This window comes from Microbacterium sp. GW823-FHT02G05, assembly GCF_058797175.1.
Genome location: NZ_JBXAJK010000001.1, coordinates 1079091 through 1103887, shown reverse-complemented (window position 1 = coordinate 1103887; position 24797 = coordinate 1079091). Strand labels below are relative to the sequence as shown.

Genomic DNA, 24797 nt, shown 5'->3' with positions numbered 1-24797 from the left:
GGTCACTCCTTCGTGATGCGGAAGTTGAAGACGTTCGTGTCGAAGTGGTTGTAGTGCTCGTAGTCCACCAGATCGTAGAGATCGGCGCGATGCTGCATCTCGTCGAGCTTGCCCGTGAGGTGCCCCTCGTCGAGCAGCGTGTCAAGCGCACGACCCGTCGCTCCCATCGCGATGCGCAGCATCGAGACCGGCCAGATCACGATGTTCACGCCCACATCGCGCAGCTGATCCGTCGAGAAGAGGTCGCTCTTTCCGAACTCGGTCATGTTCGCGAGGATCGGCACGTCGATCGCCTTCCGCATGGCCTCGAACTCCGCGAGCGTGCGCATCGCCTCGGGGAAGATCGCGTCAGCGCCGGCATCCACCAGCGCCTTCGCGCGATCGATCGCCGCATCCAGCCCCTCGACCGCACGGATGTCCGTGCGCGCCATGATGAGGAAGTTCGGGTCACGGCGGGCGTCGACCGCGGCGCGGATGCGCTTGGTCGCCGTGCTCTCATCGACCACGGCCTTGCCGTCGAGGTGCCCGCAGCGCTTGGGGTTGATCTGATCCTCGATGTGCATGCCGGCAAGGCCCGCATCTTCGAGCGTCTGGATCGTGCGCGCGACGTTCATGGGCTCACCGAATCCGGTGTCGGCGTCGATGATCGCGGGCAGCTCCGTCATCCGGGCGATCTGCTGGCCTCGGCCAGCGACCTCGGTCAGCGTCGTCAGGCCGATGTCCGGCAGGCCGAGGTCCGCCGAGAGCACGGCGCCCGAGATGTACACGCCCTCGAAGCCTTTGCGCTCGATCAGGCGCGCGCTCAGCGGGTTGAAGGCCCCCGGGAAGCGCAGCAGCTCGCCGGTGGCGAGGCGCTCGCGGAAGATCCGCCGCTTCTCGGACGCCGGGGTCGTGGAGTACAGCATCAGAACAGCCCCTTGGGAGCGGGCGCGTTGGCCAGCACACCGGGCTTCGCGACGATCGACAGCTGCGCGACCTCATCGGCCGTCAGCTCGGGAAGACGCTGCACGAGGTCGAGGAAGCGCTCGATCTCGGCGGGTTCCAGCACCGGCTCCGCCAGCAGGCGGAACTTCGCGATGTAGTTCTCCCGGACGAACGGGCGCGCGCCGAGCGGGTGCGCGTCGGCGACGGCGATCTCGTCGACGACGGTGGTTCCGTCGGTCAGCGTGATCTCCACACGCCCGCCGAATGCCTTCTCGGTGATGTCGTTCGAGTGGTAACGGCGCGTCCATTCGGCGTCTTCCAACGTCGTGACCTTGTTCCACAGGGCCACGGTGTCCTCACGCTGCGCGCGCTCCGGCGCGTAGGAGTCGACGTGGTGCCAGGTGCCGTCCTGCAGTGCGACAGCGAAGATGTACGGGATCGAGTGGTCGAGCGTCTCACGCGAGGCGTGCGGGTCGTACTTCTGCGGGTCGTTCGCCCCCGAGCCGATCACGTAGTGCGTGTGGTGGCTGGTGTGGAGCACGATCGATTCGATGTTCGCCGGGTCGCCGAGCTCCGGACGCTCGTTGTGCAGCTTGCGAGCGAGGTCGATCCAGGCCTGCGCCTGGTACTCGGCCGAGTGCTCCTTCGTGTAGGAGTCGAGGATGGCGCGCTTCGCCTCACCGGCGGCGGGCAGCGGCACCTCGTAGGAGGCATCCGGACCGTCCAGCATCCACGCGATCACACCGTCCTCACCCTCGTAGATCGGCGAGGGGCTCGTCTCGCCGCGCATGGCACGGTCGACAGCCTCGACGGCCATCTTGCCGGCGAAGGCAGGGGCGTGCGCCTTCCATGTGGAGATCTCGCCCTTGCGGCTCTGACGCGTGGCCGTGGTCGTGTGCAGTGCCTGACCGACCGCCTGGTAGATCGTCTCGACGTCGAGGCCGAGAAGGGTGCCGATGCCGGCCGCGGCCGAGGGGCCGAGGTGGGCGACGTGGTCGATCTTGTGCTTGTGCAGGCAGATCGCCTTGACGAGGTCGATCTGGATCTCGTAGCCCGTGGCGAGCGCGCGGACGACGGCCTTGCCGTCGGAGCCGACGTGCTGCGCGACGGCAAGGATCGGCGGGATGTTGTCGCCGGGGTGTGAGTAGTCGGCCGCGAGGAACGTGTCGTGGTAGTCGAGCTCGCGCACGGCGACGCCGTTGGCCCACGCAGCCCACTCGGGGCTGCTGCGGCGTTCGAGCGCGGCGCCGAAGATGGTGGCGCCGGCGCCGCCGACCGAGACGGGGTGGTCGAGCGCCTGCTGACGGGCGGCGCTGACCGGTGCGCGGGTGAGGGATGCTGCCGCGACCGAGGCGTTGTCGATGAGGCGGTTGATGATCATGTCGACGACGTCGGCGTCGACCTCGACCGGGTCCGCGGCGATCTCGGCGATGCGCCAGGCCAGCTGTCCTTCGCGGGCGAGGTTCTCGTCGCTGCGGTGCACACGGAGGTGGTGGGTGACGGTCATGATGTTCCTTCCGACAGGGAATCGAGGATGCTGGTGAGCGCGTTGTGCAGGTGCACGTGCGTGGCGTGGGCGGCGAGCTCAGCGTCGCCGGCGGCAAGGGCGTCGGCGAGCAGACGGTGCTCGGCCACGGACGCAGCGAGGCGAGCGGGCTTGTCGCGGGCCATCCGCCGCACCCGCACGAGATGCGTGCGCACTGTGCGGAGCGCGGCCGTGATGTAGTCGTTGGCGACGGCGTCGTCGAGTGCCCGGTCGAAACGCGCGATGAGGGCGTAGTAGTCGTCGCGGGCGGCTTCGCCGTCGAGGTGGACGCGGGCGAGCTCCGCGGCCAGGGAGGCAAAGTGGGCACGGTCGCCGCGCTGGGCGGCCAGTCGCGCGGCGGTCTCCTCCAGTGCGCGGCGGATCTCGAAGAGCCCGCGGATGTCATCGGCGTCGATACCTGCGACGACCGTGACGCGCGGGGACTGCTGCACAACGAGCCCGTCCGCGGCGAGACGGCGCAGCGCCTCCCGCAGCGGGGTGCGGCTGACTCCGAGCCGTGACGCCTGCTCCACCTCGGCGAGCACGGTGCCGGCCGACAGCGCTCCCGACTGGATTTCGGTCAGCAATTCCGCGTAGGCGCGGTCACTCGCCGTGGTGCGCGTCGTTGTCGCCGAACTCATCACCTCAGTGTATACACAGAACCACTTGAAGGCCATCAGAAGGCATAGATGGCCTATTTATGTACACACTGCTGGATGAACGCGGCCACGCACTACGCTCGATCTCATGAGCGACTGGGTCAATTCCGCCATCGGCAAGCTCGAGGCGGACGCCAACCGCAGCGCGGATACGCACTTGCATCTCTTCCCCCTTCCCGCCGAGTGGGGAATCGACCTGTATCTGAAGGACGAGTCGGTGCACCCGACGGGATCGCTCAAGCACCGCCTGGCGCGATCGCTCATCCTGTATGGCCTGGTCAACGGGCGCATCCACGAGAACACGACGCTCGTCGAGGCATCCAGCGGTTCCACCGCTGTCTCCGAGGCGTACTTCGCACGGATGCTCGGGCTGCCGTTCGTCACCGTCGTCCCCCGCTCCACGAGCCAGGAGAAGATCGACCTCATCGAGTTCTACGGTGGGCGCTGCCACTTCGTGGACCACGCCTCCGAGATCGACGCCGAAGCCGTGCGTCTCGCTAACGACTGCACCGGACACTACCTCGACCAGTTCACGTTCGCCGAGCGCGCGACGGACTGGCGCGGCAACAACAACATCGCCGAGAGCGTGTTCAGCCAGCTCTCCCGCGAGCGCCACCCCATCCCGCGCTGGATCGTCGTCGGAGCGGGAACGGGCGGAACGAGCGCGACCTTCGGACGCTACGTGCGCTACCGCCGCCACGACACGCAGATCGCTGTCGTCGACCCCGAGGGCTCGGCATTCTACGAAGGATGGCGCAGCGGCAGCAACGACATCACCGGCAGCCCGAGCCGCATCGAGGGCATCGGCCGTCCGCGCGTCGAGAAGTCCTTCGTCACAGGGGTCATCGACGAGATGATCCGGGTTCCGGATGCCGCATCCGTCGCCGCCATCCGCCTGCTGCGCGAACGCACCCTGCACTGGGCGGGCGGCTCAACGGGCACGAACCTCTACGGCGCCTTCGAGGTGATCGCCCGCATGCGCGATGCCGGCGAGACCGGCAGCGTCGTCACCCTCATCTGCGACAGCGGCATCCGCTATGCCGACACCTACTACTCGGATGACTGGGTCGGCGCGCAGGGCTGGGACCTCACGCCCCACCGCGACAGATACGAGCGCTTCCTCGACGGCGGAGCCTGGTCGTAGCCACCAGCGAAGCCGCGGCCTACGCTGTCACCATGACCACGCTCATCCTCGCCGTCGTCGGTTCCGATCGCCCTGGCCTCGTCGCCGCTGTCGCGGATGTCGTCGACGCGCATGGGGGCAACTGGGAGAACAGCAGCCTCACCGAGCTCGCCGGTGTCTTCGCGGGCGTCGTCGAGGTGTCGATCGCGCCCGAACGCGCATCCGACCTCGAACGGGCGCTGCGTGGCCTGGACTCCCTGCTGACGGTCACGGTGCAGGCTGGCGCTGAAACCGCGGATGCCACCGCCGACACCCGACCGCTCACGGTGCAGGTGCTCGGGAACGATCGTCCGGGTATCGTGCGAGAGATCTCGACGGTGTTCCGAGCGCATGGCGTGAACATCGACGACATGAGCACCACGACCCGCGACGCTGCGATGGCGGGCGGGCGGCTCTTCGAGGCGGCCGTGACCGCGGACGTTCCGTCGAGCGTCGATCCCGAGAGCCTCCGCGCCGATCTCGAGCGCCTGGCGACGGAGATCCAGGTGGACATCACCCTCGCGGGCTAGCCCGCCACGAGAGTTGCATCCCAGGCCGAGAGCGCCTGGTCGAGCGTGAAGTGCCCGGCGGCGGCGAGCGTGCCGAGGCCGTGCACCACCCCCCACAGCGCCGTGATCTCGTCGGCCGTTCCGCGCCCGACGGCCGCGGCTGCCGCTCCGAGAAGCTCCTCCAGTTCGACGATCAGCGGCGCCATGGTCGCGGTCGGTGCCCCGGGGATGCACACGGTCGGGTCGTAGATGACGTCGAAGGCGTTGGCCCGCGCGACGGCGAAGCGGATGTATGCGGCTCCCCCGGCACGCAGGGCCGCACCCGGGGCATCCGCCCGCTCCACGGCGGCACGGACAGCCGCGTTGAGGTCTGCCATGCTGCGCTCGGCGAGCACCTTCAGCAGACCTCGTCGGTCGGAGAAGTGGTGGTAGGGCGCGTTGTGACTGACGTTCGCTGCGCGCGCGACCTCGCGAAGGCTGACCTCGGATGCGGGCATGCGCTCGAGAAGCTGCATCGCCGCGTCTTCCAGCGCACGAGCGAGATCGCCGTGGTGGTAGGCATCCTTCGAACTTGACATGAGCAACATCCTCTCCTATCTTGACAGTGTCCAGCAGGTTGACACTGTCAAGATAGGAAGCGCGCATGCCCTCAGCCCTCGTGATCGACGGCCACCCCGACCCCCAGTCCCTCACCGCCGCGATCGCCCAGCGCTACGCCGCCGGCCACCCCGACGCGCAGGTGCTGGCGCTGCGGGATCTGAACTTCGACCCGCACCTGCGTTTCGGCTACCGAGCGCGGATGACTCTCGAACCCGACCTCGTGAGCGCGAAGGAGGCGCTGCACGATGCACGGCGCATCATCGTCGCATCACCCCTGTGGTGGGGCTCCGTCCCTGCTCTACTGAAGGGCTTCTTCGACCGCGCATTCCTGCCCCAGCAGGAGTACCGCTACTCGGCGCTGGGGCTGCCGGTCGGGCTCATCCCTGCAGATCGCGCGCGGCTGTTCCTGCTCGCCGACACTCCCTGGTTCTTCCTGCCGTTCACGGGACTGCCCGCGCAGACGCAGGTGGCGCGCAACACGCTGAAGCTCGGCGGCGTGCGCTCGGTGCGCACGCACCGGATGCTCGGGGTGAAGGATGCCTCGCCGTCAACGATCGCCCGCTGGCTCGACCGCGCCGAGCAGCTGGGCGCCGACGATGGGCGTCGCGATCACAGTACTCGCCCCACCACCGCCGAAGCGCTCGTCGGTCGCTAGGCGCGCGCCCCGACCGGCTCGGGCTCCGTCGTGCGCTCCTCGTCCGCGGGGGTCTGCTCGACCGCAGAGAGCGGCTCGACGGCGGAAGCTCGCTCGACCGCCGTGGCACCCGCCGCGACGATGCCCGCACGATCACGGAAGCCCTGCGCCGTGATGCGGTCGGATTCCGTCTGCGTCGCGATCCGCTCGGCCTTCTCATAGAGCGAGGGCTCGCCCCAGCTCGTGAGCACCTTCACGATCACGGGCAGCAACTCGATCATGAAGAAGAGTGCCGCGATGAGGAGATGCGCCCAGAGGATCGTGGGCTCCTTCTCGGCAAGGCGGTTGAGCGCCCCGATCTGGCTGAGCAGACCAATGGCATCCGCGTTCGTTCCCGCGACGGCGGCGGAGCGAGCCTCGTAGGCGGCGAGCGCCTGCTCATAGGTGGCCTGCGCCTGCGGGAGCTGCGCCTTGGCCTGTTCGCGGTTCTGCGCCTCGGACGCCGAGGTGGCGTCCTTCGCGGCGGTGTCCGCGGCGGAGAGCTGGTCGTTCGCATCGCGCAGCTGCGCGGCCAGACCGTCGTACGTCTGCTGGGCCTGAGCCAGCTGCGCTTCCGCGGCACCCGAGCTCGCGCCCTCACCGGACACACCTGTGCAGCCGGGAACCGTGCCGACGCCTTCACCGGTCAGCTCACACTGGTACAGCGCGCGCGCCTGGTCGATCACGAGCTGCTGCTCCGCCATCTGCGCCGTCAGCTGATCGACGGTCGACTTCGCCGCGGACTGCGAGGCAGATGCTCCTTCCGCACCCGCCACGATTCCTGTCGCGGCCTGGGTCTCGAGTGTCGCGACGCGTTCGGTCGCAGCATCCAGCGCCTTGCGCTCGGGTCCGGTCTCCAGGGCTTCCTGGTCACTGAGCGACTGCGTGATGTTGGTCGAGGCGACCTCACGCGCGATGTCGTTGTGGAACGCCTGCAGCACGAGCGGCTCCGCGACGACGAAGCCGATGATCATGGCCATGATCACACGCGGAATCGCAAGCCCCGTGAGCTTCCACGCGCTGCGGGTCGACTTCATGGTCGACGTGAGGAAGCGATCGAGGTTGAAGATCAGCAGCGCCCACACGATCGACAGCGGCACCGCCAGCCAGACGACGACCTGCACACCGGTGGTCAGCGCGAAGAGCATCGACAGACCGGAGACGACGGCCGTTCCGAGCAGCACGAAGAACATCTGCACGAACCGGGACGTCTCGATCGGCACGCGATCGAGGATGGGGCCGGATGCTCCGCCGAGGATCGCCAGCTGACGCAGACGTGATCCTGGCGTACGTTCGCGGCGCTCGCGCGGAAGCCTCGGCGCCCGCTGGGCGCGCGGCTGCGGGGCGGGAGCAGGTGCGGATGCGACGGGTTGCGGCTCGGGCAGAATCGGTGCCGTCGAAGCGGGAGGGCTCTGGGCCGGCGCAGCCTGGGTGTCGCGGCCGAACGTCGGCACATGCGGGATATCCCGCTGACCCTGTGCTGTCACGACCTCGGTCGGAGCGGTGCTCGCCTGCGCGGGACGGCCGCCCGTGGCATCGGGCTCGAACTCGCGAACGAAGTCGAGAAGCTCGTCATCGATCGCGTTCTCGCCCTCAGCGGAACCGTCGACGCCGAAGGAGATTCGCCCCTGGGAATCGAGACGCCCAGGCCGATGCGCGGAGAAAGACATTCGTCAAATGTACGAAAACCCGCCTGGAAGACCGGTGCGAGAGCGCTGGGCGCACTCCCAGGAACGTCAGGCCAGCGCCTCCGCGGCGGCCTCGTCTTCTGTCGTGGCCACGAGCTGTCCGCAGGCGCCGTCGATCTCCTTGCCACGGGTGTCGCGGAGCGTCGTCGGAATGCCGGCGTCGTTCAGACGACGCACGAACTCGGCGGTCACATCTTTGTCGGAGGCAGTCCACACCGACTCGGGCGTCGGGTTCAGCGGAATCGGGTTGACATGCACCCAACCGCGGCCGCGCTCATTGAGCTTGGTCGCGAGCAGGTCGGCACGCCAGGCGTGGTCGTTCATGTCTTTGATGAGCGCGTACTCGATCGACACGCGGCGGCCGGTCTTCTCGTAGTAGTTGTACGCGGCGTCGAGAGCCTCGTCGACCTTCCACTTCGAGTTGACGGGGATCAGCTCGTCACGCAGCTGGTCGTCCGGCGCATGCAGCGACAGCGCGAACGTCACCGGAATGTCTTCGTCAGCGAGCTTCTTGATCGCAGGAACGAGGCCGACGGTCGAGACCGTGATGCCACGGGCGCTCATGCCGAGGCCCTCTGGCTGCGGGGCCACCATCGTGCGCACCGCGTGCATGACGCGGTTGTAGTTGGCCAGCGGCTCACCCATACCCATGAAGACGATGTTCGAGACACGCTCCATGCTGTGATCGTCGGCCTTCTTGCCACCCAGGCCACCGGCGGCGATGAGCGCGTTGGCGCGCACGACCTGCTCGACGATCTCGGCGGCCGACATGTTGCGCGTCAGACCCGCCTGGCCTGTGGCGCAGAACGGGCAGTTCATGCCGCATCCGGCCTGACTCGACACACACAGCGTGATGCGTCCGGGGTAGCGCATGAGCACTGACTCGACGAGTGCGCCGTCGTGCAGACGCCACAGGAACTTGATCGTGTCTCCACGGTCGGTCTCCAGCCGGCGCACCTCGGTCAGCAGCGGCGGAAGCATGCCGGCGACGAGGTCGCTCCGCGTCGCCGCGGGAAGGTCGGTCATGTCGTCGGGGTTCGACGTGTAGTGCGTGAAGTAGTGGGTCGCGAGCTGCTTGGCGCGGAAACCGGGAAGCCCCAGCTCCTTCACCTTCTCAGCGCGCTCGGCGACCGTGAGGTCGGCCAGGTGCACCGGCGGCTTGCCGCGCTTGGGGCTGGCGAACTGCAGCAGCGGACGCCCTTCGGCATCCTTCTTCTGGGTCCAGCCTTCGGTGCGCGGGCGCGTCTGACGGACGCCGGTGTTCGCAGGGCGCGCGGAAGGTGACTCAGTCATACCCCCTAGGGTACGCGGTGTCGGATGGGAGACGCCTGGGGTCGCCGTGGGGACGAGGATGCAACGCCGCAGCACGATGCATCATTTGCAACGCCGGTTGTGCATGCCGCCGCAGGAACCGCGAGAGAATGAAGTGATCCCCCGACTCACGCCGACGACCGCGAAGGCGATCACTGAAGGAGCCCCATGACTGACCGCCTCTCCCGCGCCCGCTCCACCGGAGTCCTCGCTGTGCTGCGTGCCGCCACACCGGAGGCTGCTCTGGAGGCTTCCGAAGCGATCATCCGAGGTGGGATCACCGGAATCGAGGTGACCTTCTCGACCCCCGACGCCCCCGCCGTCATACGCGAGCTCATCGCCCGCCACGGCGACGCCGCCTATGTCGGCGCAGGTACCGTCACGACCGTCGCACAGGCCGAGGCGGCAGCAGAAGCGGGCGCGGAGTTCCTGGTGAGCCCCGGCACGCTGCCTGACCTGACCCGGGCCATGCTGGCGACCGGACGCGTCGTGATGACCGGCGCGATGACGCCGACCGAGGTCATGGCAGCACTCGAGCTCGGCGTCGATGTGGCCAAGATCTTCCCCGCCTCCCTCGGCGGCCCCTCGTACCTGGGCGCGCTGCGCGGCCCGTTCCCGGATGCTCCGCTCATGCCGACCGGTGGAGTGAACCCCGACAACCTGGCCGCGTGGTTCGCGGCGGGCGCTGTGGCCGTAGGGGCCGGTGGCGACCTCGCGAACGGCGCATCGATCGCAGCCTGCGACTGGGCAGACATCGAACAGCGCTCGGTGCGCTTCGCCGCAGCCCTCGCAGCCGTCCGCGGCTGAGCGCAGTGCTCAGGCGCTGTTGGTACACCTGAGCTATGAGACTTCGACGGATGCTGCTCGCCGCAGCTTTCACGGCTGCGCTGACGGGGCTGGCCTCCTGCGCAGCATCCGCCCCTGAACCGACGGCGAGCACCTCGTCGACCCCGCGCGCGAGCGCGACCCCGATCGCCGAGGAGAACCCCATGGCCACCACCGATCTCTTCACCGCCGCTGCCGCCGGCGACGCCACCGGCGTCCAGGCCGCGATCGACGCCGGCGCCGACCTCGACGCGCGCGGCACCGAGGGAATGACGGCGCTCGTGGCAGCGACGAAGTCCAACCACGTCGAGGCGGCGCGCGTGCTCATCGACGCGGGTGCCGATGTGAACGCCAAGGACGACATCCAGGACTCCGCCTACCTCTATGCCGGCGCCCGCGGGCACAACGAGATCCTGAAGCTCACCCTCGCGAACGGCGCCGACCTCACGAGCACCAACCGCTACGGGGGCACCGCCCTCATCCCGGCATCCGAACGCGGCCACCTGCAGACCGTGCAGATCCTGCTCGACGCGGGTGTCGACCCCGACCACATCAACAACCTCGGCTGGACCGCCCTGCACGAGGCGATCGTGCTCGGCGACGGCTCAGCCGTCTACGTCGACATCGTGCGCGCACTCATCGCGGGCGGCGCAGATGTCACGATCCCCGACGGCAACGGAGTGAGCCCGCGCGATCTGGCCGCGAACAGCGGGTATGACGCGATCGTCGCAGAGATCGATCGCGCCGGCTGAGCCCCGCTCAGAGGAAGATGTCCGGGAACAGCCTGTCGTCCGGGGTTCCGGGCACCGCGGCGTACTTCGCGAAGTCGGTGACGCCCGCAGCCTCCAGAACGTCCTCGACGATCAGCGTCTGCCCCGTGTAGTCGCGCGCAGGCTTCGTGAGCACCTCATGGGCAGCGTCCGCGTAAATCTCGGGCGTCCGGCTCGCCGCCATCACACGATCTCCGCCAAGCAGGTTCTGCACGGCGGCCGTCGCGATCGTCGTCCTGGGCCAGAGGGTGTTCGCGGCGATGCCGTACTCCGCGAAGTCAGCGGCCAAGCCGAGTGTCGCCATCGTCATGCCGAACTTCGCGAGCGAGTACCCCGTGTGGGCACCGAGCCAGCGCGGCGTGATGTTGAGGGGCGGCGACAGCGACAGAATGTGCGGGTTCGGCGCCTCTTTCAGGATCGGCGCCGCCGCGCGCGACAGCATGAAAGTGCCGCGCACGTTGACGTCCTGCATGAGGTCGTACTTCTTCGCACCCAGGTCGAGCGAGCGAGACAGGTCGATGACGCTGGCGTTGTTGATGACGATGTCGATGCCACCGAACTCACCCTGCGTCTTCAGCACGGCCTCGGTGATGTCGTCGTCATCGCGCACATCCCCGACGATCGGCAGGGCACGCCCGCCCGCCGCACGGATCTGCTCGGCGGCCGTGTGCACCGTGCCCTCGAGCTTCGGGTGCGGAGTGTCGGTCTTCGCGAGCATCGCGATGTTCGCCCCGTCGGCCGCGGCGCGCAGCGCGATCGCGAGGCCGATGCCGCGGCTTCCGCCCGACATGAGGATGGTCTTTCCTGCCAGAGTGCTCATGGTGATCCCTTTCAGCGTTCGAGGAGCGATGTTGTGGGGTGTTCGGCGCGAATGTGGGTGAACATCGCTCCTTGAATCACTTCGGCGCCATGCGGATCGCGCCGTCGAGGCGGATCGTCTCGCCGTTGAGGTAGCCGTTCTCGACGATCGACTGCACGAGCGCCGCGTACTCCTCGGGCTTGCCGAGACGTGACGGGTACGGCACCTGCTCACCGAGCGAGTCCTGAGCCGCCTGGGGCAGCCCCTTCAGCATCGGTGTCTCCATGATCCCGGGGGCGATCGTGCAGACGCGGATGCCGTAGCGGGCGAGTTCGCGTGCGATCGGCAGCGTCATCGCGTGAACGCCGCCCTTAGACGCCGAGTATGCGGGCTGGCCGATCTGGCCGTCGAACGCCGCGACGCTCGCGGTGCTGACGATAACGCCCCGGTCGCCCGTCGCATCCGGATCGTTCTTGGCGATGACCGCTGCCGCCTGCGAGGTGACGTTGAACGTTCCGACGAGGTTGATGCGGACGATGCGCTCGAAGTCGGCGAGCACAGCGGGGTTGCCCTCTCGGTCGAGCACCTTGGCCGGAGGCGCGATGCCGGCGCAGTTCACGACGATGCGCAGGGGCCCTGCGGACTGGGCGGCGGCGACGGCCGCGTGCACCTCGTCCACGCTCGTGACGTCGGCGGGCACGAAGAGGCCGCCGAGTTCGGCGGCGATGTCAGCACCCGGCGAGGAGGGCAGATCGATGATCGTGATGTGCGCACCTGCGGCGGCGAGTCGTCGGGCCGTGGCGAGGCCGAGGCCGCTCGCGCCGCCAGTGATGAGTGCGCCGGATCCCTGGATCTGCATACGTGTTCTCCTTCGAAACGTCGTGCGACGGGGTTTCAGCATACGCGGTTCTCAGTTTCACCTGATTCACTCACGCTGCAGAAGATCGCCTGGATTTCACGCCCCGATAAGGGAATGCTGGCGATATGGAACTGCGTCGCAAGCGAGCCTACGACACCGTTTCCGCCGATGACGGCTTCCGCATCCTGGTGGATCGCCTGTGGCCGCGCGGTGTCTCGAAGGAGCACGCCGCGATCGACTTCTGGGCGAAGGACACGGCCCCGAGCACCGAGCTGCGGCGTGAATGGCACGCCGCACCAGACGCCGACTGGAACGCCTACGCCGACCGCTACCGCGCGCAACTGCACGGCGAGTCGGCCGAGGCGCTCCGCGGACTGGCCGATATCGTGCGGAAGCATCCGCGCGTCACTCTCGTCTACGCGGCCCATGACCCCGTGCACAATCACACCGTAGTTCTGGAAGCCGCCCTCCGCGGGCTGCTCTGACCATCGCGGATAGGCTCGGACGGTGAGCATCCCCGTCGCGACCACGCCCGCCCCTGCGCTCGTGCGCGACCTTGCCCGGGGCGCGGCGCTCACGCCCGTGTGGGAGAACGGGATCGGCGGACTCACCTTCCGCACCGACGACGGGCGCTACATCAAGTGGGGCCCGCACGATCCTGAGGCGAGCATGCGCGACGAAGCCGAGCGCATGCGTTGGGCGCGGCGCTGGATCACGGTTCCCGAGGTGATCACGCAGGGAGAGGATGCCACCCACGAGTGGCTGGTCACCGTCGCGATCCCCGGGCACAGCGCCGTCGATCCGCGGTGGAAGGACGAACCGGCGACGGCGGTGCGGGCCGTGGGCGAAGCCCTGCGGATACTGCACGACGCGCTGCCGGTCGACGAGTGCCCCTGGGAATGGAGCGTCGCCGACAGGATCGCGCAGGCAGAGAGCTGGGGCGCTGAGATTCCGGATGCCCTGCGCGACGCACCTTCCATCGATCGCCTCGTCGTCTGCCACGGCGACGCCTGCCTGCCGAACACTCTGCTGGACGATGCCGGCCGCGGGATCGCGCACGTCGATCTCGCCGCCCTCGGCACCGGCGACCGCTGGGCCGACATCGCCGTCGCCTCCATGAGCACCCTGTGGAACTTCGGTCCCGGATGGGAAGACACCCTCATCGAGGCCTACGGAGTCGACCCTGACCGGGAACGGCTCGCGTACTACCGCGACCTGTGGAACGCCGGCTGACGACCGTTCAGCGCTGATTCACGCGGATCAGGTTCCCGGAGGGATCACGGAACGCGCAGTCCCGCACGCCGTAGTCCTGGTCGGTGGGTTCCTGCACGACGTCCGCGCCACCCGCCTCGAGCTTCTCGAAGAGCGCGTCGAGATCGTCGGTCGCGAGCGTGACGGCCCCGTAGACGCCCTTGGCGATCAGATCCAGGATCGTCTCGCGCTCCGCATCCGAGATTCCCGGGTCTGCTGCCGGCGGATGCAGCACGATCGACGTCGCGCTGCCGGCAGGTCCGACCGTGATCCAGCGCATGCCCTCGTACCCGACGTCCTGGCGGACCTCGAAGCCGAGGAGGTCGCGATAGAAGCCGAGCGCGGCCTCAGCATCGGTGTGGGGAAGAAACGTGTAGTGAATCGAGATATCCATGCCCGCCACGCTAGGACGCTCCGGCGGTGGCCGCTTCTCGATTCCTGACCGGTCTCGTGATCTGCTTCGCCAGGCATGCCGGAATGCCTTCGACGGACCGAGACCGGTCCTCCCGATACGCACTGGGCGAGACACCGACGAGCTGCGAGAAGCGCGAGCTGAAGGTGCCGAGCGAGGAGAACCCCACTGTGAAGCAGATCTCTGTGACAGACAGGTCTCCACGCCGCAGCAGCGTCATCGCCCGCTCGATCCGGCGCGTCATCAGGTAGGAATAGGGCGATTCCCCGTAAACACGGCGGAACTCCCGGCTGAGATGACCGGCCGATATGAGGGCGCCGCGTGCAAGCTCTTCCACGTTGAGCGGCTGGGCGAACTCGCGATCGATCCGGTCGCGCACACGGCGGATGACCCTGATGTCGCGTCGATCCCCTGCCTCACCCACCCCCTCATTGTGCCGGAAGCGATCCGCTCCGGCTGGTCAGGAATCGAGAAGCAGCGCAGCATCCCGCTCGCTAGCGTGGTTCGCACACGACAAGGGAGACCACTGACATGGCATCGACAGACGGGAAGTTCTCTGCAGAGGAACGTGCGGCGATGAAGACCCGCGCCGCGGAGCTGAAGGCCGACGCCCGACGAGCGAAGGGGGCGGCGAAGGCCGCCGCCGAAGCGGAGGAACAGCGCGCCAAGATCGCGAGCATGCCCGAGGGCGACCGGCAGATGGCCGAACGCCTGGACAAGATCGTCGCGGACGTCGCTCCGGACCTGACCCCGAAGCTGTACTACGGGCAGCCCGGCTACTCCCGTGACGGCAAGGTCATCGTCTTCTTCCGCAGTGGGCAGATGGACAAGGAGCGATACTCCACTTTCGGCGTGAGCGCCCAGGCGAGCCTCGACGATCCGAGCGGCCTGTGGCCCACGGCGTACGCGCTCATCGATCCCGACGACACCGCCTGGGACCGACTCAGCGAGATCGTCCGTCGCGCCGCGCAGGGAGCAGACGTCGACGGACTCAAACAAGATACATAATTCTGTACGAGCGTATAGAATTATGTAATGCAATTGCAGCATCCGTTCGGTGTCGTCACCTCGACCGTCGATGGTGACGTGCTCAGCGTGCTCGCGCGGGCTGATTCGCACTTCACCGTCGCTCAGTTGCAGACGCTCATTCCCGACCGATCGCCCGTCGGCATCCGCAATTCGCTCGCCCGGCTCTCACAGCAGGGCATCGTGAATCCACACCGTGTCGGGCGCTCCCTCGCATTCTCGCTGAACCAGGACCATCTGGCAGCGGAGGCGATCCGTCAGATCGCATCTCTCAAGTCGGCACTGGTCGCACGACTCGGCGCGGAGGTGTCGGGGTGGACGATACCGCCCGTGTTCGGTGCGCTGTTCGGCTCGGCCGCCCGCGATGAGATGCGGCAGGACAGCGACATCGACATCTTCCTGGTCCGCCCCGAGGGTGCATCCGACGAGGCATGGAGTGCCGATGTCGCACAGCTCGCGGAAGACGCGACGCGGTGGACCGGAAATGATGCACGCATCATCGACGTCACAGACCAGGATGTGCTGTCCACACCTCTGACGCCGCTGTTCCGCGAGATCGCTGAGCAGGGAATAGTCTTCGCGGGAGACGTCGATTGGCTGCGACGAGCGCTACGCGAAGGAACGATGAATGACGCCTAAAGCTCCCCGAACCAATGAGTGCTCGGCGTCCGACCGCGCCGGGCGCATCGCACAAGCCGAGGGCTTCTGGAACGATGCGGGAGATCTGCACACCCTGGGTGGGGCCAGTCCGAACACTCTGGTGACGCTCTACGTTCATGCCGGCATCGCAGCGGCAGACGCGATCTGCTGCGCGCGACTGGGAGAGTATTCGAACTCGACGAACCACAGCGATGCCGTCGCTCTCTTGAAGCGCGCGGATCGGGCGCTCGCCGCCCCGCTCCAGCGCCTGATCAGCATGAAGTCCGCAGCGGGCTACGGCGCAGCGCCGATGGCCGCCCAACGAGTGACCGAAGCGCAGAATGCGGCCACCAAGCTCATGAACGCCGTCCGCCTCCTCTGAAGCCCCGCCGTCGCCTATCCCGCGACGGACGGACCCAGGATGAAGTTCCAGGTCCCGAAGAAGACGGCCGCCGAGAGCGCAGCAGTCGGGATCATCACGGCGACCAGGAGCAGGATCGTGTCGCCCCGATCCCACCGAGACGGACGCGCCCATGTGCGTCGACCGTGCCCACCGAACCCGCGGGCCTCCATGGCGGTCGCGAGCGATGAACCACGGCGGATAGCGAGGACGAAGAGGGCGAAGGCCATGCCCAGGCCCCTGCGGATGCGCCCCTGGTCTGCGACGCCCCGTGCGCGACGAGCAAGCGCGAGTGCCCGCCAGTCGTCGGCGAGGAGACCGAGCATCCGCAGTCCGGCGAGCGCGCCGATCACGAATCGCGCAGGCAGGCGCAGACGCTGAGCGAGATCGTCGGCAAGGTCGGTGGGGTCGACGGTGGCGAACAGCACGACGGCAGGCAGGCCGATCGCCAGCACGCGCAGGGCTGTCGCCGCAGCGAGCGTGAGAGATCCTTCGCTCACGCGCATCACGAGCCACTCGAAGTAGATCGTGCCGCTCGTTGCCCCGTACAGCGCGATCGTCACGGCACTGAGGGGGGCAGCGATCCAGAGCACGGCGGTCCGCAGCCAGAACTCACGCGGGCGCAGACCTGACATCAGCAGCAGCGGCACAGACAGCAACAGGGCGACCGACGCCGAGAGCACATCGATCGACAGGATGAGCGGCACCGAGATGAGCAGCGCGGCCGCAAGCTTCGCGAGCGCGCTGCGCGGCGCGATCGGGCCGGTGCGCACCACACGGCCGGTGTCGCGCGAGAGCAGGTCTGTCATGCCCCCACCTCAATCCGACGCGCGTGCAGTGCACGCAGCACCTGCTCATCGTGCGAGATCACCACGACTGCGGCACCGTCGTCACGCAGACGGGCGATGATGCCGACGAGTTCCGCCCAGGTCTTCGCGTCCTGCCCGAACGTCGGTTCATCCAGCACAAGCACCCGAGGACGCGTCGCGAGCGCGGCGGCGACCGTGAGTCGGCGCTTCTCGCCGCCGGAGAGTGTGTACGGATTCGCTGCAGCGAGCGCGGTGAGCCGCAGACGGTCGAGGAGGTCATCGACGCGCGTGTTGACTTCGTCCTCGGGCAGGGCCAGCGCCCGCGGGCCGACCGCAAGCTCGTCACGCACCGTGCGCGCGAGGAGCTGATGCTCCGGACTCTGCAGCACAGTGCCGATGCGCGTGAGCAGGGAACGTGACGACCACGAGATCGGGTCACCCTTCGCAGCATCCGCAAGAACCGCGGATGCCTCGACCCGCCCCTTCTCCGGTGCGATCAAACCGGCCAGGGTGAGACCGAGCGTCGACTTCCCGGCTCCGTTGCGGCCGACGATCCCGATGGCCTCACCCGCGCGCACGGTGAGCTCGAAGGGGCCTGCGACCGGCACACCGCGCCGCCGCGCCACGACGAGGTCGCGCGTGCGCAGCAGCTCCTCCCCCGGCGTCACGGCGGGCGCGGGCGGAACTGCGGGCGGATGCCCCGGCACCCATACTCCCGCAGCGGCGAGCTCTGCTCCTCGGGCGCCGAGCACGGCCTCAGGCGTGCCATCCGCGTGCACGACCGTCGTCTCGCCTTCCGTCCCGAGCACGATCACCCGATCGACGAGATCCAGCCAGGCGTCGATGCGATGCTCGATCACGACGAGCGTCGCGCCCGTGGCATCCAATGCCGCCGCGACCGCATCGCGCACCTCGGCGACGCCGTCCGGGTCGAGGTTCGCGGTCGGCTCGTCCAGCAGGATCGCACCGGGGCGCATCGCCAGCACTCCCGCGAGCGCAAGCCGCTGCTTCTGCCCTCCGGACAGCGCGGCGGTCGACCGGTCGAGCGGCAGGTCGAGCCCGACCGCGTCGAGCGCAGCGTCCACCCGCGGCCAGATCTCGTCTCGCGGGACGCCCAGGTTCTCGCATCCGAACGCCACGTCGTCGCCGACGCGCTCCAGAATCGTCTGCGTGTCCGGATCCTGCAGAACCATGCCGACCCGGCCGTGGGCCTGTGCGGCAGGCACCCCGTCGACGAGCAGAGCGCCGAGTTCCTCTCCTTCATCCGCGCCGCCGAGCACACCACCCAGCCCCTGCAGGAGAGTCGACTTGCCCGAGCCTGAGGCGCCGAGCAGCAGCACGCGCTCCCCCGGTTCGATCCGCAGCGTCACCTCGCAGAGCGCCCACCGATGCCGGGTCGCATAGCGCCACCCCCAGGCCTGCGCCTCGAGCGCGGCCGGGGTCGGCGCCGCCGCACCGCCCATGATCAGACCCGGGCTGTGGCCGCCCGCCCGGAGGCGAAGCGGTTGAGTGCGCCGGTCGCCGCGAGACCGCGCGCGATCAGCCAGGCCCCGAAGCCCGCGATGATGGCGCCGGAGACCGTGGTCGAGGCGATGTAGACCGTCGTGAACAGAGTGTCGGCACCCGCGTACCAGAGGATGCGGTCATTGATGCCACAGGCGAGTCCCGCACCGGCACCCGCGAGGATCGCGACCGGCAGACGCCATACGCCGTACAGGAAGATGAGGAAGATCAGCTCGGCGCCGAGACCCTGAACGACGCCCGAGACGATCGTCAGCGGCCCCCACTGGTTGCCGATCAGAGCCGAGATGACCGCGGCGACGAGCTCGGTGTACAGCGCCGCGCCCGGCTTGCGGATGATGAGCCCACCCAGCACGCCGGCGATCAGCCATGGGCCGGCCAGCAGGCCCTGAAGGCCCGGCAGCAGCGGCTTGAGCAGGGTGCTCGGCGCCTCGTATCCGACGTTCCAGAGCAGGAAGATCACCGCACAGGCGACCGCGATGACGCTCGCGACGACGATGTCGACGACGCGCCAGCGCCAGAGTTCCGGACGACCAAGGCCGAGACGTGTGGGCGTGACAGTAGACATTGTTTCTCCTCCCTGCGCTGGCATGACCCAGATCAGGTTCGACGGTCGAAGCGCTTTTCGCTTCCTCTCAGCCCGGATCACCGGACTCCCGTGGTGTTGAGGTCATCATATCCCGCCGTGCACGGTCGCAGACCGCGCGTGCAGACGACACAAGGGACGCGTCCATTACGTTAGGACGGTGACCACCGACACTCCCGAGGCGGCGGCTGACCCCGCAGCTGCGCCTCGCATGGACGCTCCCGCCAGCGCCGATGCTCCCGGGACCCGCGCCGCGCTGCGCGCGCAGCAGACGGGAGAGCTGCCGACCTTCGCACCTGCGGGCCCACCCGCAACCGCCCCGGCCCCGACCGGACGTCCCGCGCTCAGCTGGATCGACGTCGCCACCGTTGCCGCAGGCTCCACGCCCACCCCGCCGGCTCCCCTGACCGGTGCCGCCGCCGGCCCCGCGCTGACCGCCGGGGCTCCGCGGCGTTCGTTCCTGCGATCGGGAGTCCTGCCGCCGCTCGCCGTGCTTGCAACGACCGGCATCGTCTACGCCTCCGCTATGGCGCTCTGGCCCCTGCACGAGGTGGCGCCGACGATCGACGCCGCGACCTACGCACCCGAGGCCGCCGCACTCGCGACCATCACGTGGCCAGCCGTCGGCAGCGCCGCTGTGGGAATCGAGGGCCTTTCGGCCGTGGCGTCCACGGAAGAAGCCGCGCCTATGGCCTCGATCACCAAGGTCGTCACGGTTCTCGCCGCACTGGAGCGCATGCCGCTCGGCCTGGGTGAGCAGGGCACCTCGTTCGCGTTCACGAGCGATGACAGCGAAGTCCACTGGGACTACCGGCGTGATGACCAGTCGGCGCTCGACGTGCCGATTGACGGGACGCTCACGCAGTATCAGCTGTTCCAGGGCATCCTGCTCGGGTCGGCGAACAACTACGCCGATCGCCTGTCGGATGACATCTGGGGTTCCGATTCCGAGTTCGTGATCGCGGCAACGGCATGGCTCCGTGATCGCGGGGTCACGGATATCCAGCTGGAGAACCCCTCCGGCATCGGCTGGGGCAACACAGCGACGCCGCGCGCGCTCCTGCAGCTTGCCGCTCTCGCGGAGAGCAACCCGGTCATCGCGGAGATCGTGGCGACCAAGGAGGCGGATATCCCCGGTGCGGGGCTCGTGACCAACACGAACAAGCTCGTACTGGAGGATCCGGGTGTGATCGGTGTCAAGACCGGCACGATCGGCGAAGATCCGGACATTCTCTACAACCTGCTGTCCGCGAAGGACATCGAGGTCGGCGGGACGACCGTACGCGTGTACGCCTCCGTGCTCGGGCAGGCCGATGGTGAGCAGCGTGTCACCGCGAGCCGCTCACTGTTCACCGAGGTCGAGGCCGCCCTGAAGGCGCAGCCGCAGACGGTCACGAAGGGCGACGTGCTGGGCACGGTGCGGACGATGTGGGGCGCGGAGGTCCCCGTGGTCGCTGCGAAGGATGCCCGGGTCGTGCTGTGGAACGGTGCGGTCGCCTCGACAGCAGGCTCTTACGCGCTCGGAGAAGACTGGACGCAGGGTGCGGATGCGGGTTCACTGACGGTCACCGGCCCACTCGATGACACGACGGTCGCGGCGGAGCTTGCGGAGGACATCGATGGCCCCTCCTTCTGGTGGCGCCTGACCCACCCGCTGGAGCTTCTGGGAATCGACGCACAGTAGCCGCATACGACAGCGGGTCCGCCCCCGAAGGGACGGACCCGCTGTCGTATGCGTGTGCCGGAACGGCTCAGGCGCCGGTTGGGCTCTCGCCCCTGTCGCCAGATGGGGACGCCTCAGAGGCGGCGACCCCGACCTGCTCGGCATCGACCGCGTCGCCCGCGACCAGGACCGGTGTCGACTCCGTGAGCGGGTTTTCAACGTCGGATGCCTGCTCGAACTGCGACTGGTACAGACGCCAGTAGGCGCCCTTCGCGGCGATGAGCTCTTCGTGGTTGCCCTTCTCGACGATGTCACCGTGCTCCATCACAAGGATGAGGTCGGCGTCGCGGATCGTCGACAGACGGTGCGCGATCACGAAGGAGGTGCGGCCTTCGCGCAGCGCCGCCATGGCGTGCTGCAGCAGCAGTTCGGTGCGGGTGTCGACGGCGCTCGTGGCCTCATCGAGGATGAGGATCGAGGGCTGCGACACGAACGCGCGCGCGATCGTGATGAGCTGGCGCTCGCCGGCCGAGACGTTCGAGGCGTCCTCTTCGAGGACCGTGTCGTACCCCTCGGGCAGCGAGTGCACGAAGCGATCGACGTAGGTCGCCGCGGCAGCCTGCTGGATCTCCTCGTCGCTGGCCGCCTCGTTGCCGTATCGGATGTTGTCACGGATGCTGCCCGCGAACAGCCACGGGTCCTGCAGCACCATGCCCGTGCGTGAACGCAGGTCGTGGCGGGTCATCTCGGAGATGTCCTGCCCGTCGAGCAGGATGCGCCCGCCGTTCAGTTCGTAGAACCGCATGATCAGGTTGACGAGCGTCGTCTTTCCCGCACCCGTCGGTCCGACGATCGCGACGGTCTGCCCTGGCTCGACCCGGAACGAGAGGTCGCGGATGAGCGGACGCGCAGGATCGTACGCGAACTCGACGTGCTCGAACTCGATGACGCCACGGCCGTCCGTGACGGTCGGCGCGTTCTCGGCATCCGCGTCCTGTTCCTCGGAGTCGAGGAAGTCGAACACGCGCTCAGCCGATGCGGTACCCGACTGCACGACCGCTGCCATGCCGCCCAGCTCGCTCAGCGGCTGGCTGAACTGCTGCGAGTACTGGATGAACGCCTGCACGTCACCCAGGCGCAGGTTGCCGCCGGCGACCATGAGGCCGCCGAGCACCGCGATGCCGACGTAGGTGAGGTTTCCGACGAAGGTCATCGCGGGCATGATGATGCCCGACAGGAACTGCGCCTTGAAGCTCGCTTCGAAGAGTTCGTCATTCTCGTGTTGGAAGCTCTCGAGGGCTTCCTTCTCGCGTCCGAACACCTTCACGAGCGCGTGACCCGAGAACGCCTCTTCGACGCGGGCGTTGAGGCGACCGACCTTGCGCCACTGCAGACCGAAGGCCTTCTGCGAACGCGGGCCGATGATGCCGAAGATGACACCCATGAGCGGCAGAGACACCAGGGCCACCAGGGCCAGCTGCCACGAGATCGAGAACATCATGATCAAGACGCCGACGACGGTGAGAACCGCGGTGAGCGCGCCCGACAGCGACTGCTGCATGGTCTGCGTGATGTTGTCGATGTCGTTCGTGACGCGCGAGATCAGCTCACCACGCTGCACCTTGTCGAAGTACGACAGGGGCAGACGGTTGATCTTCGCCTCGACGTCTTCGCGCAGGCGCCACATGGTGCGGACCATGATCACGTTGATGACGTAGCCCTGGATCCAGCTGAGGAAAGCCGACGCGACGTAGATCGCGAGCACTGCGATGATGATCCAGCGCAGGGCATCCAGGTCGACGCCGGCGCCGACCGTGAAGTCCTTCATCGCGCCGATCATGTTGGCGAAGTCGTCCTGCCCCGCGGAACGGAGCATCTCGACGACCTGCGCCTGCGTCATTCCCTCAGGAAGACCGGGCACACCGTCGGGGAAGCCGGGTGTCCCCTTGGGCAGACCCGAGGCCAGCACGTTGGACATGAAGCCCTCGTAGACGATGTTCGTCGCCTCGCCGAGGATCTTCGGTGCGATCACGGCCAGCACGACGCCGATGGCGCCGAGCAGGGACACGAAGCCGAACCACCAGGCGGAGGGCTTGAGCAGCCCGATCATCCGCTTGAAGCTCGGTCCGAAGTGATCGGCCTTGCCGGGTGCGGGGCCGTCGAACATGCCACCGCCCTCGAGGCGCGCCTTCTCGGCGAGCTCGGCTTCTTCGAGCTCAGCGGCGGTCAGGGGAACTGCGGGAACCGTGGCCCCGGAGCCGGCGCGGGCTGCCGCCATGCGCTCGCGACGTGCGGCCTTCTTCTCAGCCTTGGCGTTCTCGCTCATGCGTCCACCCCCAGCTGCGACTCGACGATCTCCTGATAGGTCTTGTTCGTGGCGAGCAGCTCTTCGTGCGTGCCGACGCCGGCGAGCGTGCCGTCTTCGATCACGACGATGCGATCGGCATCCGTGATCGTCGAAACGCGCTGGGCGACGACGATCTTGGTGACGTCGGGCAGCTCCCTCCAGAGCGCTTGCCGTAGTCTCGCGTCGGTCGTGAGGTCGAGCGCCGAGAACGAATCGTCGAAGACGAGGATCTCGGGCTGGTGCACGATCGCACGAGCGATCGCGAGACGCTGGCGCTGACCGCCGGAGACGTTCGTTCCACCCTGGGCGATCCGCGTGTACAGGCCATCGGGCATCTCTTCGACGAAATCACGCCCCTGGGCGATCTCAAGCGCGGCCCAGAGCTCTTCGTCGGTCGCGTCTTCTCGGCCGTACCGCAGGTTCGACGCCACGGTGCCGGTGAACAGGAATGGCCGCTGCGGCACGAGCCCGATGCTCTTCCACAGCGCGTCGACGTCGGCTTCACGCGCATCGACGCCGCCGACGCGCACCGCGCCGCCCGTCACGTCGAACAACCGCGGAATCAGAGAGATGAGCGTCGTCTTGCCCGAACCTGTCGAACCGACGATCGCGACCGTCTCGCCGGGAGCAGCCTCGAAGGTGATGCCGGTGAGCACCGGCGCCTCCGCACCCGGGTAGGTGAACTCGACGTTGTCGAAGGCGACCGCTCCCGGAGTCGGGAACGCGGTGACGCCGTGCTCGGGGCGCTCCATGCTCGAGGTCGCGTCCAGCACCTCGCCCACGCGCTCGGCCGACACGGCCGCACGCGGGATCATCATCGCCATGAAGCTCGACATGATGACGCCCATCATGATCTGACCGATGTACTGCATGAAGGCGAAGAGCGTGCCGACCTGAACGCCGCCGTTGTTGATCTCGATGCCGCCGAACCAGATCACCGAGACGATCGTGACGTTGAGGATCAGCATGAACAGGGGGAAGAGCAGCACGAACAGCGAACCGATCTTGCGACCGAGGATCATGAGGTCGGTGTTGGCGTCGCGGAAACGGTCTTCCTCGATGCGCTCGCGCACGAAGGCGCGAACCACGCGCACACCCGTCAGCTGCTCGCGCATGATGCGGTTCACACTGTCGAGCTTCTTCTGGTTCGAGCGGAACAGGGGCACCATGCGGCCGATGATGATGACCGCGACGATGAGCAGCGCGGGCACCGAGACGGCGATGAGCCAGCTCAGACCGACGTTCGTCTGCACGGCCATGATGATGCCGCCGATGGCAAGCAGCGGCGCGGTGACGAACATCGTCGCGCCCATCATGGCGAGCATCTGCACCTGCTGCACGTCGTTCGTGTTGCGGGTGATCAGCGAGCCCGCGCCGAACTGCGAGACCTCGCGCTCGGAGAAGCCGCTCACGCGCGAGAACACGTCAGCGCGGATGTCGCGCCCTGCGCCCATCGCGGCACGAGCCGCGAAGTAGGTCGCGATGATCGACGCGATGATCTGACCGAGCGAGATCATCAGCATGAATGCGCCGTGCGACCAGATGTAGCCGATGTCGGCGACGGCTACGCCCTTGTCAATGATGTCGGCGTTCAAGCGGGGAAGGTAGAGCGATGCCATGGCACTCGCGAACTGGAAGACCAGAACGGCGAGGAGCAACCATCGGTATCGCGTGAGATATCGGACGAGAAGTTTGGCGAGCACGAGCGCACTTCCTCAATCAGCATTCGGCGGGCCGAAAAATGGCCACGACATAGGGTGCCACGCACCACCGACATTCGCCTATGGAGAAGGTAAACCTTCGCTGTCAGCGAAACGATGTGCATGCTTCGCAACGCCG

General features: G+C 67.8%; 26 protein-coding genes and 1 riboswitch. Of the genes, 11 read left to right on the top strand and 15 right to left on the bottom strand.

Annotation, left to right across the window (positions count from 1 at the left end):
- Positions 1–2: 2 nt before the first annotated feature.
- Genes prpB through AC1REM_RS05230 form a run of 3 tightly spaced genes read right to left on the bottom strand, consistent with a single transcriptional unit; the run spans position 3 to position 3090 of the window.
- Positions 3–905, bottom strand: a complete 903-nt coding sequence (gene prpB / locus AC1REM_RS05240) for a methylisocitrate lyase (protein ID WP_492513670.1) — start codon at positions 903–905, stop codon at positions 3–5.
- Positions 905–2431, bottom strand: a complete 1527-nt coding sequence (locus AC1REM_RS05235; RefSeq protein ID WP_492513669.1) for an MmgE/PrpD family protein — start codon at positions 2429–2431, stop codon at positions 905–907. The genes prpB and AC1REM_RS05235 overlap by 1 nt, the downstream gene beginning before the upstream one ends.
- On the bottom strand, positions 2428–3090 hold the full coding sequence (locus AC1REM_RS05230; protein WP_492513668.1) for a GntR family transcriptional regulator: 663 nt from the start codon (positions 3088–3090) through the stop codon (positions 2428–2430). Before AC1REM_RS05230 ends, AC1REM_RS05235 begins: the two co-directional genes overlap by 4 nt.
- Positions 3091–3196: 106 nt before the next feature.
- Here AC1REM_RS05230 and AC1REM_RS05225 point away from each other — a divergent pair, with 106 nt between their 5' ends.
- Positions 3197–4252, top strand: a complete 1056-nt coding sequence (locus AC1REM_RS05225) for a PLP-dependent cysteine synthase family protein (RefSeq protein WP_492513667.1) — start codon at positions 3197–3199, stop codon at positions 4250–4252.
- Positions 4253–4284: 32 nt separating this feature from the next.
- A complete protein-coding gene (locus AC1REM_RS05220; RefSeq protein ID WP_492513666.1) occupies positions 4285–4800 on the top strand; it encodes a glycine cleavage system transcriptional repressor in 516 nt (171 codons plus the stop codon).
- On the opposite strand, the gene AC1REM_RS05215 is transcribed toward AC1REM_RS05220, so the two are convergent.
- A complete protein-coding gene (locus tag AC1REM_RS05215) occupies positions 4797–5357 on the bottom strand; it encodes a TetR/AcrR family transcriptional regulator (protein WP_492513665.1) in 561 nt (186 codons plus the stop codon). The two genes, AC1REM_RS05220 and AC1REM_RS05215, sit on opposite strands and share 4 nt — an antisense overlap.
- A 65-nt stretch (positions 5358–5422) precedes the next feature.
- Here AC1REM_RS05215 and AC1REM_RS05210 point away from each other — a divergent pair, with 65 nt between their 5' ends.
- Positions 5423–6034, top strand: coding sequence for an NAD(P)H-dependent oxidoreductase (locus AC1REM_RS05210; protein ID WP_492513664.1), 612 nt, complete (start codon positions 5423–5425; stop codon positions 6032–6034).
- On the opposite strand, the gene AC1REM_RS05205 is transcribed toward AC1REM_RS05210, so the two are convergent.
- Together AC1REM_RS05205 and rlmN are read right to left on the bottom strand one after the other, a co-directional pair.
- Positions 6031–7722: a DUF4407 domain-containing protein gene (locus AC1REM_RS05205; RefSeq protein ID WP_492513663.1), complete on the bottom strand. Its 1692-nt coding sequence runs from the start codon at positions 7720–7722 to the stop codon at positions 6031–6033. The genes AC1REM_RS05210 and AC1REM_RS05205 overlap by 4 nt on opposite strands.
- A gap of 66 nt (positions 7723–7788) precedes the next feature.
- A complete protein-coding gene (gene rlmN, locus AC1REM_RS05200; protein WP_492513662.1) occupies positions 7789–9033 on the bottom strand; it encodes a dual-specificity RNA methyltransferase RlmN in 1245 nt (414 codons plus the stop codon).
- Positions 9034–9219: 186 nt separating this feature from the next.
- Here rlmN and AC1REM_RS05195 point away from each other — a divergent pair, with 186 nt between their 5' ends.
- Positions 9220–9858: a bifunctional 4-hydroxy-2-oxoglutarate aldolase/2-dehydro-3-deoxy-phosphogluconate aldolase gene (locus AC1REM_RS05195; protein ID WP_492513661.1), complete on the top strand. Its 639-nt coding sequence runs from the start codon at positions 9220–9222 to the stop codon at positions 9856–9858.
- Positions 9859–9893: 35 nt separating this feature from the next.
- Positions 9894–10628 carry an ankyrin repeat domain-containing protein gene (locus AC1REM_RS05190; protein ID WP_492513660.1) on the top strand — a complete coding sequence of 245 codons (735 nt, stop codon included), beginning with the start codon at positions 9894–9896 and terminating at the stop codon, positions 10626–10628.
- A 7-nt stretch (positions 10629–10635) separates the two neighbouring features.
- On the opposite strand, the gene AC1REM_RS05185 is transcribed toward AC1REM_RS05190, so the two are convergent.
- Both AC1REM_RS05185 and AC1REM_RS05180 read right to left on the bottom strand, forming a co-directional pair.
- Complete coding sequence (locus AC1REM_RS05185; protein WP_492513659.1) at positions 10636–11466, bottom strand: SDR family oxidoreductase; 831 nt, start codon at positions 11464–11466, stop codon at positions 10636–10638.
- 76 nt (positions 11467–11542) lie between these two features.
- Complete coding sequence (locus AC1REM_RS05180; RefSeq protein WP_492513658.1) at positions 11543–12304, bottom strand: SDR family NAD(P)-dependent oxidoreductase; 762 nt, start codon at positions 12302–12304, stop codon at positions 11543–11545.
- Positions 12305–12429: 125 nt separating this feature from the next.
- Here AC1REM_RS05180 and AC1REM_RS05175 point away from each other — a divergent pair, with 125 nt between their 5' ends.
- Both AC1REM_RS05175 and AC1REM_RS05170 read left to right on the top strand, forming a co-directional pair.
- The gene (locus AC1REM_RS05175) at positions 12430–12789 is read left to right on the top strand and encodes a DUF488 domain-containing protein (protein WP_492513657.1); all 360 of its coding nucleotides are present in this window, start codon (positions 12430–12432) and stop codon (positions 12787–12789) included.
- Between the two features lie 22 nt (positions 12790–12811).
- The gene (locus AC1REM_RS05170) at positions 12812–13537 is read left to right on the top strand and encodes a phosphotransferase (protein WP_492513656.1); all 726 of its coding nucleotides are present in this window, start codon (positions 12812–12814) and stop codon (positions 13535–13537) included.
- Between the two features lie 7 nt (positions 13538–13544).
- On the opposite strand, the gene AC1REM_RS05165 is transcribed toward AC1REM_RS05170, so the two are convergent.
- Positions 13545–13949 carry a VOC family protein gene (locus AC1REM_RS05165; protein WP_454127632.1) on the bottom strand — a complete coding sequence of 135 codons (405 nt, stop codon included), beginning with the start codon at positions 13947–13949 and terminating at the stop codon, positions 13545–13547.
- A 10-nt stretch (positions 13950–13959) separates the two neighbouring features.
- Positions 13960–14346, bottom strand: coding sequence for a helix-turn-helix transcriptional regulator (locus tag AC1REM_RS05160; protein WP_492513655.1), 387 nt, complete (start codon positions 14344–14346; stop codon positions 13960–13962).
- A gap of 152 nt (positions 14347–14498) precedes the next feature.
- Here AC1REM_RS05160 and AC1REM_RS05155 point away from each other — a divergent pair, with 152 nt between their 5' ends.
- The 3 genes from AC1REM_RS05155 to AC1REM_RS05145 are packed head-to-tail and all read left to right on the top strand — an operon-like array spanning position 14499 to position 16014.
- On the top strand, positions 14499–14975 hold the full coding sequence (locus tag AC1REM_RS05155) for a DUF1801 domain-containing protein (protein WP_492513654.1): 477 nt from the start codon (positions 14499–14501) through the stop codon (positions 14973–14975).
- A gap of 27 nt (positions 14976–15002) precedes the next feature.
- Positions 15003–15632 carry a nucleotidyltransferase family protein gene (locus AC1REM_RS05150; protein ID WP_492513653.1) on the top strand — a complete coding sequence of 210 codons (630 nt, stop codon included), beginning with the start codon at positions 15003–15005 and terminating at the stop codon, positions 15630–15632.
- On the top strand, positions 15622–16014 hold the full coding sequence (locus tag AC1REM_RS05145; RefSeq protein ID WP_492513652.1) for a hypothetical protein: 393 nt from the start codon (positions 15622–15624) through the stop codon (positions 16012–16014). Before AC1REM_RS05150 ends, AC1REM_RS05145 begins: the two co-directional genes overlap by 11 nt.
- A 14-nt stretch (positions 16015–16028) precedes the next feature.
- Here the strand turns inward: AC1REM_RS05145 and AC1REM_RS05140 are convergent, their stop codons facing one another.
- The 3 genes from AC1REM_RS05140 to AC1REM_RS05130 form a co-directional block, all read right to left on the bottom strand.
- Entirely contained in the window at positions 16029–16841 is an 813-nt protein-coding gene (locus tag AC1REM_RS05140) for an energy-coupling factor transporter transmembrane component T family protein (RefSeq protein WP_492513651.1), read from the bottom strand.
- Entirely contained in the window at positions 16838–18304 is a 1467-nt protein-coding gene (locus AC1REM_RS05135) for an ABC transporter ATP-binding protein (protein ID WP_492513650.1), read from the bottom strand. Before AC1REM_RS05135 ends, AC1REM_RS05140 begins: the two co-directional genes overlap by 4 nt.
- A 2-nt stretch (positions 18305–18306) precedes the next feature.
- Positions 18307–18930, bottom strand: a complete 624-nt coding sequence (locus AC1REM_RS05130; RefSeq protein WP_492513649.1) for an ECF transporter S component — start codon at positions 18928–18930, stop codon at positions 18307–18309.
- Positions 18923–19032: riboswitch (TPP riboswitch) on the bottom strand. (Overlaps the previous gene by 8 nt.)
- A 76-nt stretch (positions 19033–19108) precedes the next feature.
- Here AC1REM_RS05130 and AC1REM_RS05125 point away from each other — a divergent pair.
- On the top strand, positions 19109–20632 hold the full coding sequence (locus AC1REM_RS05125) for a D-alanyl-D-alanine carboxypeptidase family protein (protein WP_492513648.1): 1524 nt from the start codon (positions 19109–19111) through the stop codon (positions 20630–20632).
- A gap of 67 nt (positions 20633–20699) precedes the next feature.
- Here the strand turns inward: AC1REM_RS05125 and AC1REM_RS05120 are convergent, their stop codons facing one another.
- Positions 20700–22889, bottom strand: a complete 2190-nt coding sequence (locus AC1REM_RS05120; protein WP_492514471.1) for an ABC transporter ATP-binding protein — start codon at positions 22887–22889, stop codon at positions 20700–20702.
- Positions 22890–22933: 44 nt separating this feature from the next.
- Positions 22934–24661, bottom strand: coding sequence for an ABC transporter ATP-binding protein (locus AC1REM_RS05115; RefSeq protein WP_492513647.1), 1728 nt, complete (start codon positions 24659–24661; stop codon positions 22934–22936).
- Between the last annotated feature and the right edge of the window lie 136 nt (positions 24662–24797).